General features: G+C 66.6%; 13 protein-coding genes and 1 pseudogene. 12 read left to right on the top strand and 2 right to left on the bottom strand.

Annotated elements, in window-relative coordinates:
• Positions 1-132: 132 nt before the first annotated feature.
• The 4 genes from LGN10_RS23985 (at position 133) to LGN10_RS23970 (ending at position 4,281) form a co-directional block, all read left to right on the top strand.
• Positions 133-1,587, top strand: coding sequence for a M20 family metallopeptidase (locus LGN10_RS23985; RefSeq protein ID WP_059639823.1), 1,455 nt, complete (start codon positions 133-135; stop codon positions 1,585-1,587).
• A 60-nt stretch (positions 1,588-1,647) separates the two neighbouring features.
• The gene (locus LGN10_RS23980) at positions 1,648-2,757 is read left to right on the top strand and encodes a malate/lactate/ureidoglycolate dehydrogenase (RefSeq protein ID WP_059584592.1); all 1,110 of its coding nucleotides are present in this window, start codon (positions 1,648-1,650) and stop codon (positions 2,755-2,757) included.
• Positions 2,754-3,401 carry a TfoX/Sxy family protein gene (locus LGN10_RS23975; protein ID WP_226225228.1) on the top strand — a complete coding sequence of 216 codons (648 nt, stop codon included), beginning with the start codon at positions 2,754-2,756 and terminating at the stop codon, positions 3,399-3,401. The genes LGN10_RS23980 and LGN10_RS23975 overlap by 4 nt, the downstream gene beginning before the upstream one ends.
• Before the next feature lie 301 nt (positions 3,402-3,702).
• Positions 3,703-4,281, top strand: a complete 579-nt coding sequence (locus tag LGN10_RS23970) for an NnrU family protein (protein WP_059584596.1) — start codon at positions 3,703-3,705, stop codon at positions 4,279-4,281.
• A 280-nt stretch (positions 4,282-4,561) separates the two neighbouring features.
• Here the strand turns inward: LGN10_RS23970 and LGN10_RS23965 are convergent, their stop codons facing one another.
• On the bottom strand, positions 4,562-5,299 hold the full coding sequence (locus tag LGN10_RS23965) for a sulfite exporter TauE/SafE family protein (RefSeq protein ID WP_059584597.1): 738 nt from the start codon (positions 5,297-5,299) through the stop codon (positions 4,562-4,564).
• Positions 5,300-5,596: 297 nt separating this feature from the next.
• Between LGN10_RS23965 and LGN10_RS23960 the strand changes: the two genes are divergently transcribed.
• From LGN10_RS23960 to LGN10_RS23950, 3 genes and pseudogenes are all read left to right on the top strand, one after another.
• On the top strand, positions 5,597-6,034 hold the full coding sequence (locus tag LGN10_RS23960) for a hypothetical protein (RefSeq protein ID WP_059584599.1): 438 nt from the start codon (positions 5,597-5,599) through the stop codon (positions 6,032-6,034).
• A gap of 1,026 nt (positions 6,035-7,060) precedes the next feature.
• On the top strand, positions 7,061-7,999 hold the full coding sequence (locus LGN10_RS23955; protein ID WP_059584601.1) for a LysR family transcriptional regulator: 939 nt from the start codon (positions 7,061-7,063) through the stop codon (positions 7,997-7,999).
• Positions 8,000-8,305: 306 nt separating this feature from the next.
• A pseudogene (locus LGN10_RS23950) lies at positions 8,306-8,503 on the top strand (LuxR C-terminal-related transcriptional regulator); the annotation flags it as partial.
• A gap of 41 nt (positions 8,504-8,544) precedes the next feature.
• Here LGN10_RS23950 and LGN10_RS23945 read toward each other — a convergent pair.
• On the bottom strand, positions 8,545-8,985 hold the full coding sequence (locus LGN10_RS23945) for an acyl-CoA thioesterase (protein WP_060011819.1): 441 nt from the start codon (positions 8,983-8,985) through the stop codon (positions 8,545-8,547).
• A 207-nt stretch (positions 8,986-9,192) separates the two neighbouring features.
• Between LGN10_RS23945 and LGN10_RS23940 the strand changes: the two genes are divergently transcribed.
• The 5 genes from LGN10_RS23940 to LGN10_RS23920 are packed head-to-tail and all read left to right on the top strand — an operon-like array spanning position 9,193 to position 12,775.
• Complete coding sequence (locus tag LGN10_RS23940; RefSeq protein ID WP_063896793.1) at positions 9,193-10,299, top strand: 3-deoxy-7-phosphoheptulonate synthase; 1,107 nt, start codon at positions 9,193-9,195, stop codon at positions 10,297-10,299.
• Between the two features lie 15 nt (positions 10,300-10,314).
• Complete coding sequence (locus tag LGN10_RS23935) at positions 10,315-11,574, top strand: aromatic ring-hydroxylating oxygenase subunit alpha (protein ID WP_050018149.1); 1,260 nt, start codon at positions 10,315-10,317, stop codon at positions 11,572-11,574.
• Complete coding sequence (locus LGN10_RS23930) at positions 11,575-12,102, top strand: aromatic-ring-hydroxylating dioxygenase subunit beta (RefSeq protein WP_059639818.1); 528 nt, start codon at positions 11,575-11,577, stop codon at positions 12,100-12,102.
• A gap of 14 nt (positions 12,103-12,116) precedes the next feature.
• On the top strand, positions 12,117-12,467 hold the full coding sequence (locus tag LGN10_RS23925; protein ID WP_089489772.1) for a non-heme iron oxygenase ferredoxin subunit: 351 nt from the start codon (positions 12,117-12,119) through the stop codon (positions 12,465-12,467).
• Positions 12,464-12,775 carry a DUF1330 domain-containing protein gene (locus LGN10_RS23920; protein ID WP_226225226.1) on the top strand — a complete coding sequence of 104 codons (312 nt, stop codon included), beginning with the start codon at positions 12,464-12,466 and terminating at the stop codon, positions 12,773-12,775. Before LGN10_RS23925 ends, LGN10_RS23920 begins: the two co-directional genes overlap by 4 nt.
• Positions 12,776-12,920 lie beyond the last annotated feature (145 nt).

The raw sequence follows: 12,920 nt of genomic DNA, 5'->3' as shown, positions 1-12,920 counted from the left end.
CGCGCTCGCCTGCGCGGCCGGGCTGCGCGACGCGTTGCCGGACGCGGTCCGAACAGCCGGGAAGGGGGCGCCGGCGGGGAAGCATCGGCGTATGATCTGGGTTTTCGTCAGCCCGATCCAGGCACCCCCACCATGACATCCGTCGACACTACCCGCGTCCTCGACCATGACAAGCTCGTGACCTTCATCGAGCGCAAGTGGAACGATGAAATCCTCCACGCGCTGACCGACTACATCGCGATTCCCGCGAAGAGCCCCGCATTCGACCCCGACTGGGCGAAGCGGGGCTATCTCGAGCGCGTCGTCACCGACGCCGCGCAGTGGGCCGAACGGCAGCCGGTGAAGGGCCTGAAGCTCGAAATCGTCCGTCTGCCGGGCCGCACGCCGGTGATCTTCTTCGAGTCGCCGGCCACGCGCTCGGGCAGCACCGATACGATCCTGCTGTACGGCCACCTCGACAAGCAGCCCGAATTCGACGGCTGGCGCGCGGACCTCGGCCCGTGGACGCCGAAGTTCGAGAACGGCAAGCTGTACGGCCGCGGCGGCGCGGACGACGGCTACGCGATCTACGCGAGCCTCGCGGCGCTCGGCGCGCTCGACGAGCAGGGCATCGAGCGGCCGCGCTGCGTGGGCCTGATCGAGACCTGCGAAGAGTCGGGCAGCTACGACCTGCTGCCGTACGTCGACGCGTTGCGCGACCGGCTCGGCCAGGTATCGCTCGTCGTGTGCCTCGATTCGGGCGCCGGCAACTACGACCAGATGTGGCTCACCACGTCGCTGCGCGGCCTCGTGTCCGGCGACCTGCAGGTCGAGGTACTCGAAGAAGGCATTCATTCGGGTGTCTATGGCGGCATCGCGCCGTCGAGCTTCCGCGTGATGCGCCAGTTGTTCGAACGCCTCGAGGACGCGAAGAACGGCAATCTGCTGCCGGGCGCGTTCCATTGCGAGATTCCGGCCAGCCGCGTGCGCGAAGCCGAGGCCGCTGCAGCGATTCTTGGCGACACGGTGTGGAAGGGGCTGCCGTGGGCGTGCGGCCAGGACGGCAAGCCCGTGCTGCCGACCACGACCGATCCGCGCGAGGCGCTGCTGAATTCGACGTGGCGTCCGTCGCTGTCGGTCACCGGCGCGGCCGGCATGCCGGCGCTCGCCGATGCGGGCAACGTGCTGCGTCCGCGCACCGCGTTCAAGCTGTCGCTGCGTCTGCCGCCGCTCGTCGACGCCGCGCAGGCCGTACAGCAACTGAAGGCGTTGCTCGAACTCGATCCGCCGTACAACGCGAAGGTCACGTTCAAGCCGGACGCGGGCGCCGCGACCGGCTGGAGCGCGCCGGATCTCGCGCCGTGGCTCGCGTCGTCGCTCGACGCCGCGTCGCGCCGCCACTTCGGCGCCGACTGCGCGTACATGGGCCTCGGCGGCACGATTCCGCTGATGAACGTGCTGCAGGAAGGCTTTCCCGCGGCGCAGTTCATGGTGTGCGGCGTGCTCGGGCCGAAGTCGAACGCGCACGGTCCGAACGAGTTCCTGCACGTGCCGTACGCGAAGAAGCTCACGGCGGCGGTGGCCGACGTGATCGCGACCGCGCGCTGATCGTCGCAGCGTTCGACGTATCGATTGCCCGACCCGAACCGACTCGATGGAGTGTTGCCGATGACCGCATTGCCGACGCCCGATACCGAACCGCTGCGCATGCGCGCCGAACCGCTGCATGCATTCGTCGCGGCACTTTGGGAACGGGCCGGCAGCCACCCGCGCGAGGCGACGCTCGTCGCCGATCATCTGGTGGGCGCGAATCTCGCCGGCCACGATTCGCACGGGATCGGGATGATCCCGAATTACGTCGCGTCGTGGCGGGAAGGGCAGTTGCAGCTGAACGGGCACGCGTCGATCGTCCGCGACGGCGGCGCGGTGCTGACGATCGACGGCGGGCGCGGCTTCGGCCAGGTGATCGCGTTCGAGGCGATGGTCGAAGGGATCGAGCGCGCGCGACGCATGGGCATCTGCGCGATCGGGCTGCGCGACGTTCACCACCTGGGCCGCATCGGGCATTGGGCCGAACAGTGCGCGCGCGCGGGGCTCGTGTCGTTCCATTTCGTCAACGTGCCGGGCGACCTGCTGGTCGCGCCGCTGCACGGCACCGATCCGCGTTTCGGCACGAACCCGTTCTGCGCCGCGTATCCGCGAGCGGGCAAGCCGCCGCTGCTGCTCGATTTCGCGACGAGCGCGATCGCGTACGGCAAGACGCGCGTCGCCTACAACCAGGGCAAGCGCGTGCCGGCCGGCTCGCTGATCGACCATCGCGGCCAGCCGACCGACGATCCGGCCGTGATGCACGAGCAGCCGTTCGGCGCGCTGCTGCCGTTCGGGCTGCACAAGGGCTATGCACTCGCGGCGATGTGCGAGATCTTCGGCGGTGCGCTGGTGGGCGGGCATACGACGTACGGCGATACGCTGCAGAAGACGAGTGCGATCGTCAACGGGATGCTGTCGGTGCTGATCGATCCGAACGCGTTCGACGCGGCCGATGCCGAACGCGAAGCCGATGCATTCGTTGCATGGGCGAAGGCGTCGCCGCAGGCCGGCGATACGCCGGTGCGGATGCCTGGAGAACCTGAAGAAGCGAGCCGCGCCGCGCGCGGCACGACCGGCATTCCGGTCGACCGCGCGACGTGGCGGCAGATTCGCGAGAGCGCGGCGGCCGTGGGTGTCGACGCGGCGGAGTTCGATGCGTGGACGCGGCGCTGCGAGGTGTCCGCATGAGTTGGCAGGCGGAGAAGGCGCACGGTGAGGAAATCGCGTATCGGCTTGCGCCGCTCGGCACGGTCACCGTTGCACGGTTCTTCAGCGGTGCGGCGTTGCGGCTCGACGGCGTGATGTTCGGCTTCCTGTCGCGCGGGTCGCTGTTCCTGCGTGTGGACGATGTGAACCGGCCGGCGTTCGTCGCGGCGGGGATGGGGCCGTTCTCGTATGCGCGGCCCACGCGCACCGTCGCGCTCGAGGGCTATTACGAAACGCCGGCCGACGTGCTCGAGGATGCGGGCGCGCTGTTCGACTGGTGCCGCGGCGCGTATCGCGCGGCGCTGCTGGCCGGGCCGCCGAAGCGCAAGGCGAGGGCGGCGTCGAAGACGGTAGCCGGGGCGGGGCCGAAGGCCGCGCCGAAAGCTGCTGCGAAGGCTGCGTCGAAACCGGCAACGAAACCGGCAACGAAACCGGCAACGAAACCGGCAACGAAACCGGCAACGAAACCGGCAACGAAACCGGCAACGAAACCCGCGTCGGCACAGAAAACGAAGCCGGCGGCGAAATCCGCATCGAAACCGGTGTCGGCGCAGAAAGCGAAACCGGCATCGAAATCATCGCCCGCGCCGGCACCGAAACCTGCGGCGAAGCGCAAGCAGGCGTAGTACCGGTTACGAGAAGCGACGGCGTCGCGATTTTCGCGTTCCTGAATTTCAGGTGTGCCCGTCGCGGCCCACCCGCACGCTGCGCGTGCCGACTCGCCCGCACGATCCGGCGCACGAATGCATCGAGCTTGACGCACCGCACGTCCTGCATGCTTCACAACCGCCGCCCCGGCGTTTATGATCGGCGCGGGTTGCGCCCGTGCCTGGCGACCCGCACCGGCCTCGCCGCCGGCCCCGCGAACGGCGCACCGTACGCCGCGCGGAACGCTTCCCCACTCACCATCCCAGACGGAGACAGCCGATGCTCGTCCTGATTCTCGGTTTAGCGATCTTCCTCGGTGTGCACTCGATCCGGATCGTCGCCGACGGCTGGCGGTCCGCGACGATCGAGCGGATCGGCGAGAAGGGCTGGAAGGGCGGTTACGCGATCGCGTCGATCGTCGGTTTCGCGCTGATCATCTGGGGGTACGGGGTCGCCCGGGCGGGCGCGACGCTGCTGTGGGTGTCGCCGGTCGGCGTGCGCCACCTGACGGGCATGCTGACCGCGGTCGCGTTCGTGCTGATCGCCGCGTCGTACGTGCCGCGCAACCGGATCAAGACGCACGTCGGCCATCCGATGCTGGCCGGCGTGATGGTCTGGGCGGTGGCGCACCTGCTGGTGAACGGTACCGTGCACGCAGTCGTGCTGTTCGGCGCGTTCTTCGTGTGGTCGATCGTCGATTTCGTCGTGTCGCGTGCGCGGGATCGCCGCGACGGTGTCCGCTATCCGGCCGGCGGGCTGGCCGGCGACGTCGCGGCCGTTGTGGCCGGACTCGTCGCCTGGGCCGTGTTCGCGCGGTTCCTGCACGGCCCGCTGATCGGCGTGCGGCCGTTCGGCTGAACGGAGTGCGAACGCCGGTCGGCCTTGCGCCGGCCTGCGATCCTTCACGCCGGCGGCCGGCCCGAACGACGGCTGCCTTCGCCGCAAGCAATGCGCCGCGACGTTCGCGCGCGCCGTCAGGACCGCGAACCGACACGGGACGCGCGAATCCGGGTTGAACGCCTGCGACTCCGGCACGGCGACAAGCGCTGGCAGCGCGACCCGGTTCGGCACCGGATCGCGAAAGACGTGTTGCGGTTTGCGCGTCGATTGCCGCGATCGCGGCGGCAACGGGCGTGCGTCAGATCGGTTTGACGAACAACCCGACGGTCAGCAGCGCGCCGATGCAGACGATCGCGATGCGCAGCACGCGTTCGTTCACGCGATGCAGCGCCCACGCGCCGAGCAGGCCGCCGACGATCGCGCCCGCACCGAGCGCGATCGCCGCGCGCCAGTGCAGTTCGGGCGACGTCACGAACAGCACGACGGCCGATGCGTTCATCACGCCCGCGAGCGCATTCTTCGTCGACATCGCGTGGCGCGGCGGCAGGCCGGCCATCGTCAGCGCGGCCATCATCAGGAACCCGATGCCGCCGCCGAAGTAGCCGCCGTAGACCGCGATCAGGAACTGCGAGACCCCGGCCGCGACGGGGCCGAGATGTTGCGCGCCCGCGCCCGGTTTGCGGAAGAAACTGCCCCACGCGAACACGACCGTCGCGAACAGCACGAGCCACGGCACCAGGTGCGAGAAGATCGACGACGGCGTCTTGAGCAGCAGCAGGCCGCCGAGCGCGCCGCCGGCCACGCTGATCGCGAACAGTGCGCGAAACGGCAGCCTGCCGACGCCGCTCACCATGTTCCGGCTCGCCCAGCCCGTCGTGACCTGGCCGGGAAACAGCGCGACCGTCGACGTGATGTTGGCCGCGAGCGGTGACATCCCCGACACGATCAGCGCGGGCAGCGTGATGAACGAGCCGCCGCCCGCGAGGGCGTTCTGGAGGCCGGCCCAGAGGCCGGCGAGGATGATGAGGGCAAGCATCGGTTGCGGGAACGGGGACGTGGCTGGGCTCGCCAGCCGGAAGCGGGCAGGCGCGGCGGACGCACGATGGTAATGCAGGATCGTGGGCGCGGGAAGGACCGACGCGGCGGGAGAGGCCGGGGCTGCGATACGAAGCGTCCGTCGCGTCGTGGCAGGGGGCGAACGTGCCGACGGGATGCGCCGTCGCGGCGATCTCGATCAGAAAAAACACCCGATTTAACGCTTCATTACGATGGGCTTAGCGGAAAGGTGCTAGATTCGCGCACCGATATCTCATCAAGCGGAAGGGGCAAAAAAATGCTGAAGAAATTGGCCGGGATGGCAGTGGTGGTCGGTGCGACTGCGGTGGCGTCGCTGCCTGCCGTGGCAGGCGACACGAACAACGCACTGGGCGGCGCGCTGGGTGGCGTCGCAGGCGCGGCGGTCGGCAACGCGGTCGGCGGGAGCACGGGGGCGATCATCGGCGGGGCCGTGGGCGGTGGCGCAGGCGGTGCGGTGACGTCGAACAAGCGGGAACGCACGGGCGCGGTCGTCGGCGGCGCTCTGGGTGGCGGCGCCGGCGCCGCCGCGGGCAACGCGATGGGCGGCACGGCCGGCAGCCTCGTCGGCGCCGCCGTGGGCGGCGGCGCAGGTGCGGCGCTGGGCGGCCACGTGTCGCGCAACAACTCGCGTTCCAGCGATCATTACCACGGCAACAAGCACAAGAACAAAAAGCGCCACAAGCACGACGACTGACCGGCGGTTCGCCCGCGAGCGGCGATGGGTCGAGCGCACATCGTCGCGACGTCGTTTCGCACGTCCGCCGGCAAGCGCCGATGGCGCCGGGTGGCCGGGCAAGCCTCCGTGATCGCCAAGCATGAATCGCGACGGATGCCGGGTAATCCGGCGTCGACGAATTTCATGAGGATTCCTGTTGTTTTCGGTGCGGGAGGGGCCACAGCGGAACCGCTCACCCTGGGGCCGACGGTTCGCGGGAGAGCGCACGGGCAAGCTGCAGCAGCAAGGTGGGGCGAGTGCGGCGCCGATTGCATACGCGGCCGGACCGGCCAGATTGAAGCGCGGTTTTGACAACGGTGGACATTCCAGCCGGGCGAGTCGGACGAAACATCACCGAACTCCGGTGAAATGCCGATCGAGTCGCAAAACGGGCGCGGCGGACACTCCAGCCGGTTTTCTCGAATCGCCGGAAGATTTTCGCAAAATCGGTTGATCGGGATTTGTTTCGTGAAACGTATGCGAGCCACGACGGAATATTGACGAGAAAGTCAATAGAAGAGTCTAAAAGTTCTGTTATTCGATCGCGATGAGCGAACCGTGCGGTGCTTTGCGCGCACGCCGTGCCGGCCGGCCGTGCAGCGCCTTCCGAGGCTCGCGCGGGCTCCGCCGCGGCAGGCCTTGCTTCACCGGCCTGCTTGCGTGCGCGATGCGCGGCGCGACGCAATCGAATCGGTTTTGTTTTATTGTTCATTCGCGTTCATCGTTTCATTTAAACCTGATACGCATCGTGTCGGGTTGCGATTTATTGCAACGCGGTGCACAATCGTTCACAAGTGCAATAAATCCGCAGCGGATTTTCTCAGCGGCACGAATACTCCCCGCCATTCACTGCCCGCCATTTCGGCGGACGCACGATCGTGCGTCGGGCTCGGCGGCGCGACTGCCGATTTCCGGTCTATCGCGAATCACGGAGCACATACGCCCGAGGCACGATGCCGCTGGCCCATCGGCCGGCCGGTCCCGACAGTACAGCAAGAGCGCAACATGGCGACTTCCATCGACCTCAATCTTCTCGTCGTTCTGGACGCGTTGTTGTCCGAGAACAGCGTCGTGGGCGCGGCCAACGCGCTCGGCCTCAGTCCGTCCGCACTCAGCCGGTCGCTCGCGCGGCTGCGCGTGATGACGGGCGATCCGTTGCTGGTGCGGGCCGGGCGCGATCTCGTGCCGACCCCGCGCGCGCTCGAGTTGCGCGACAGGGTGCATGCGCTCGTCGTGGAGGCGCATTCGGTCATGTGCCCGTGCGAGCGGGTCGACATGCGTACGCTCAAGCGCACGTTCTCGATTCGCGCGAACGAGGCCTTCGTCGAGACGTTCGCGCCGGCGCTGCTCGAACACGCGTCGCGCGTCGCGCCCGACGTGCGGCTGCGCTTCGCGCCGAAACCCAACAAGCATGTCGATGCGCTGCGCAACGGCGACATCGACCTCGAAGTCGGCGTGATCGGCCAGGCCGGCCCGGAACTGCGCGTGCAGGCGCTGTTTCGCGACCGCTTCATCGGCGTGGTCCGCGCGGATCATCCGCTGGCGACCGGCGAAATCACGCCGCAACGCTTCGCGTCGTTCCCGCAAGTGGGCGTGTCGCGCCGCGGGCAGTTCAACGGCCCGATCGATACGCTGCTCGATTCCCTCGGCATCGTGCGCTCGGTGACCACCGTCGTGTCGAGCTTCCCGACCGCGCTGTCGCTCGCGCGCAGCTCGGACTTCGTCGCCAGCGTGCCGGAGCGGCAGACCGAGCGGTCCCGCGCCGGCATGTACAGCTTCACGCTGCCGTTGCCGATCGCGGACCTGACCGTCTCGCAGATCTGGCACCCGCGTTTCGATCGCGACCCCGCGCATCGCTGGCTGCGCGATTGCGTGCGCAGTATCTGCGCGCCGCGCGTGGCCGATGCGATCGCGCCCGCCAGTCGTGCGGCCGTTTCGATATGACGTGTCGTGCAACTCTGGTGGCGTGCGTCAACGTCATTGATACATTGCGTCTCGTGCATCTTCCGAAGCGTAAATCGATTGGGTATGCTCGATTCCATTGTGACAACACCGGAGATAATGGGTGGGAAGATCGTTGCTTTTGAATTCGCCGAATATTCGTGACGCCTTTAAATAATAAACATCCAATCCGAGGGGCATGTGAATCGAGATGAGCGGCGGAAATGAATCTGAAACATTGGCGTCTTATTCTGGATGGAGAAACGAATGATTCAGTGTGCGGCGAATATAGAGGCTCCCGTGGATGTCGCGTTGAGCATGCGCGAATGCGAGGTATTGCGATGGGCGGCGGAGGGGAAGACAGCGTATGAGATCGGCATCATTCTCGGCCTGACCGAGCGGACGATCAATTTCCACATCTCGAGATCGATCGTCAAGCTCAACGCGTCCAACAAGACCAATGCGGTCGTGAAAGCCGTGTTGATGGGCCTGATCGTGTTTGCTTGAACGGCGCCGGGGTGTCCGTCCGTGGACCCCCGGCTGCGGCATCAGATCGCGCCCTGGAACGACAGCACGCGCGTCCTGAACTCTTCCGGCACCGGCACCGTGGTCTTGCTGCCGTAGTCGAACATCACGTGCGTGGATACGGCCCGCGCAACCACCGCATGATCGTCGGCCGAATCGTCGGCGTCCGCCTGCCCGTCGCGCACCATCAGGTATTCCAGTTCGAAGCTCTTCGATCCGAAGCGCGTGACGCTGCTGCGGACCGTGATCGTATCGCCGTACTGCGCGGGCTTCAGATATTCGCACGAGGTCTTGACCATGATGTGCGGCAGCTTTTCCGAATAGGGCAGCTCGAGCAGATCGTGCATGTAGGTCAGGTACGCGTGCTGCAGATAGTCGTAATAGACGGGGCTGCTCACATGGCCCATCGCGTCCGTTTCCCGATACTTCACGTCGATTCGCGTTTCAAAATATTTTCTTGTCATTACGAGGCTCCTTGGCAGAACAGCAGGTGAGAACATGTTTTGTCAGGAGTTAAGTTAGACGTGATCCGCATATCGGAATACTGTCGGAAATCACAGATATCCACCATGTGAAATGCTTCTGAGATAAATGACAGTATCACCGGGGATTTGACCGCGCTCTAATTGCCTCCGTAAATCGGCATCCGATCAGCGAGAGTGGAGCGTTAAATGGAAAAACCCGTTGAGGCAGCGTTGACGCAAGGCGTGGCGGTGATCAGTGCGCAGCGGTTGCGCACCGAGTTGCCGTGCGATCCCGGCCTGGCACGGTCGATCGGCGATGCGCGGCGCGCATTGGCGCGCATCATCGCGGGCGAGGACGACCGGCTTGCGCTGATCGTCGGCCCGTGTTCGATCCACGATGCGGACGCCGCGCTGGCGTTCGCGCGCCGGCTCGCGCCACTGCGCGAGCGGTACGCCGATGTACTCGAGATCGTGATGCGCGTCTATTTCGAAAAGCCGCGCACCACGGTCGGCTGGAAAGGGCTCGTGAACGACCCGTATCTCGACGGCAGCTTCCGGATCGAGGACGGCTTGCGCGTCGCGCGCAAGGTGCTGCTCGGCATCAATGCGCTGGGCTTGCCGGCCGCGACCGAATTTCTCGATCCGATGACCGCGCCGTATCTCGACGACCTCGTGTCCTGGGGCGCGATCGGCGCGCGGACGACCGAATCGCAGATCCATCGCCAGGCGGCCTCGGGGCTCGACCTGCCGATCGGCTTCAAGAACGGCACCGACGGCAACGTGAAGGTCGCGATCGACGCGATCCGCGCGTCGCGCGTGTCGCACAGTTACCTGAGGCCCTCCGTTTCCGGCAGCGTGGAAATCGCGACCACGTCCGGCAATCCCGACACGCATATCGTCCTGCGCGGCGGCAAGACCCCGAACTACGACGCCGCCAGCGTCGCGGCCGCCTGCGCCGCGCTGCGCGACGCGCATCTTCCCCCGTACGTCGTGATCGACGCGAGCCATGGCAACAGCGGCAAGCAGACCCGCGCGCAGATCGACGTCTGCGGCAACCTCGCCGCGCAACTGCATCGCGGCGAACGCGCGATCGTGGGCGTGATGATCGAGTCGTTTCTCGTCGAGGGGCGGCAGGACCTGGTGCCGGGCACGCCGCCGGTGTTCGGCCAAAGCATTACCGACGCATGTCTCGGCTGGGATCACACGGCCGAACTCATCGAGCAGTTGGCTGCCGCGGCGGTTGCGCGGCGGCGTTCGCCAGCCGGCTTCATCGCGCACGGTGCCGCCGTCGCGAGGCAGGCCGTTTCTTACTGAATGAAAGGAGCTCTCTTGAACTCACCCATCGACATCGCCCGCGCGCTCGACTGGAAAGGCGACGGCGCCAGCCGCACGCCATACGAGGCGTATACGAGTGAAGCGCTGTACCAGCGGGAACTCGAGCGCCTGTTCTATGCGAATCACTGGTGCTACATCGGCCTCGAAGCCGAAGTGCCGTCTCCCGGCGATTTCCAGCGCACGGAAGTCGGCGAGCGATCCGTCGTGATGACGCGCACGGAGGATGGCGAGATCGTCGTCTTCGAAAACGCGTGCGCGCACCGCGGCATGCAGTTCTGCCGCGAGCGCTCGGGCAAGGCGAAGGATTTCCACTGCCCGTATCACCAGTGGAACTACGACCTGAAGGGCAACCTGATCGGCGTGCCGTTCCGGCGCGGCGTGCGTCAGGGCGGCACGATCAACGGCGGCATGCCGGCGGATTTCGAGCCGGGCAAGCATGCGCTGCGGCGCCTGCGCGTGTCGACGCGCGGCGGCGCCGTGTTCGCGTCGTTCGACGAGAACGTCGAATCGTTCGAGGATTTCCTCGGCCCGCGCATCCTGCCTTACTACGACCGCCTGTTCCACGGCCCGAAGCTGACCGTGCTCGGCTATACGCGGCAGCGCGTGCCGAGCAACTGGAAGCTGATGGTCGAGAACATCAAGGATCCGTATCACGCTGGGTTGCTGCACACCTGGTTCGTCAACTTCGGCCTGTGGCGCGCGGACAATCCCGCTCGGCTCGTGACCGATGCGCATCACCGGCACGGCGCGATGGTGTCGATCCGCAGCGGCGGCGGCGGCGGAGAAGTGACCCACAACGTGACGAGCTTCAAGGAACGCATGACGCTGCACGACGACCGCTTCCTCGACGTCGTGCACGAACCGTGGTGGGGCGATCCGACCGTCGTGATGCTCACGCTGATGCCGAGCGTCATCATCCAGCAGCAGGTCAATGCGCTGTCGACGCGGCGCATCCGGCCGATCGGCCCGGGCGTGTTCGACTACGTGTGGACGCATTTCGGTTTCGAGACCGACACCGAGGAGATGACGCGGCGCCGCCTGCGCCAGGCGAATCTGTTCGGGCCGGCCGGCTTCGTGTCGGCGGACGACGGCGAAGTCATCGAATGCGTGCAGCAGAGCTTCGAGCAGATCCAGCACGGCAACGTATACAACGAGCTCGGCGGCCGGCAGATCGACGAGCAGACCGAACACATGGTCAGCGAAACGCTGGTGCGCGGCATGTACCAGTACTGGCGCCAAGTGATGGAGGCCTGAATGAGCACGATCACGACAAGAACGGCCCGGCCGGCCGCCGAGCCGCACGCGGGCGGCGCGACCTTCGAGGATTTCTATTCGCTCGTCCAGCTCAACGCGAGATATGCGGCCGTGCTCGACGGCGGCGACTGGGACGCGTGGCCGGAATTCTTCATCGAGCAATGCCGGTACACGGTGGTGCCGCGCGAGAACCACGAGCGCAACCTGCCGCTCGCGGTGATGGATTTCGAAAGCAAGGGCATGCTGAAGGATCGCGTCTACGGGATCAAGGAGACGCTGTTCTTCGATCCGTACTATCAGCGCCACGTGATCGGGCTGCCGCTCGTCACGTATCTCGACGACACGGTGATCGAGGCGGAGACGAACTACGCGGTGCTGCGCACGAAGACCGAGCAGATGAGCGACGTGTACAACACCGGGCGCTACCTGGACCGCATCCTGCGTACGCCGCAGGGGCTGCGTTTCGAGTCGCGCATCTGCGTCTACGACAGCGAGATGATTCCGAACTCGCTGATTTACCCGATCTGAACGAGGTGCCGAACGTGACTACGGAATGGATCGATGCAGTCGCGCCGGAAACGGTGCGCGCCGACGGAATACTCGGCGTCTGGGTGGGCGGCCGCGACATCGCGCTGTATGCGGTCGGCGACGAGATCTTCGCGACCGAGAACCAGTGCACGCATGGCGACGCGCGATTGAGCGACGGCTTCCTGCTCGACGACGAGATCGAATGCCCGCTGCACCAGGGGCGCTTCAGCGTGCGGACCGGCATGGCGCTGTGCGCGCCGTTGACGACGTGCGTGCACACCTACCCGGTGAAGATCGAGAACGGCCGCGTGTTCGTGCAGCTCGCGCCGGCCGACGCGGCGGCGCCGGCGGAGGCGCGGTCATGAGCGCATACGTGGTGTTCGATATCGACATACACGACGTCGACGCATACCAGGCGTATCGCCGGCTCGGCGCGCCGACGGTGGCCGAGTACGGCGGGCGCTTCCTGGTGCGCGGCGTCGAAGTCGAAACGCTGGAAGGAGAATGGTCGCCGAAGCGCGTCGTCGTGCTCGAATTCGAGTCGGCGGAGCGCGCCCGCGCGTGGTATCGGTCCGAGGGCTATCAGGCGGCGAAGCTGTTGCGCGAGCCGGCCGCCCGGACGAACGGTATCCTCGCCGAAGGATACGTGCCGGCGCCCGGCGATCCGCGTTAAGCGGCGCAGTTGAAGGGGCTCCGCGCCGTGTCGATCGGCGCGGAGCCCCTTTTTTCATTCGCGGTGCCGTCGAGCGCGGCCCGCCAGGCCGATTCACCGATGACGGCGATGCGGTCCGGCAGGGGCTTGCGCCGCCCGCCGCCCG

Origin of the sequence: Burkholderia sp. AU32262, assembly GCF_020419985.1 — a bacterium.
Lineage (GTDB): Bacteria > Pseudomonadota > Gammaproteobacteria > Burkholderiales > Burkholderiaceae > Burkholderia > Burkholderia semiarida.
This window is presented reverse-complemented; position numbering and strand designations above follow the sequence as displayed.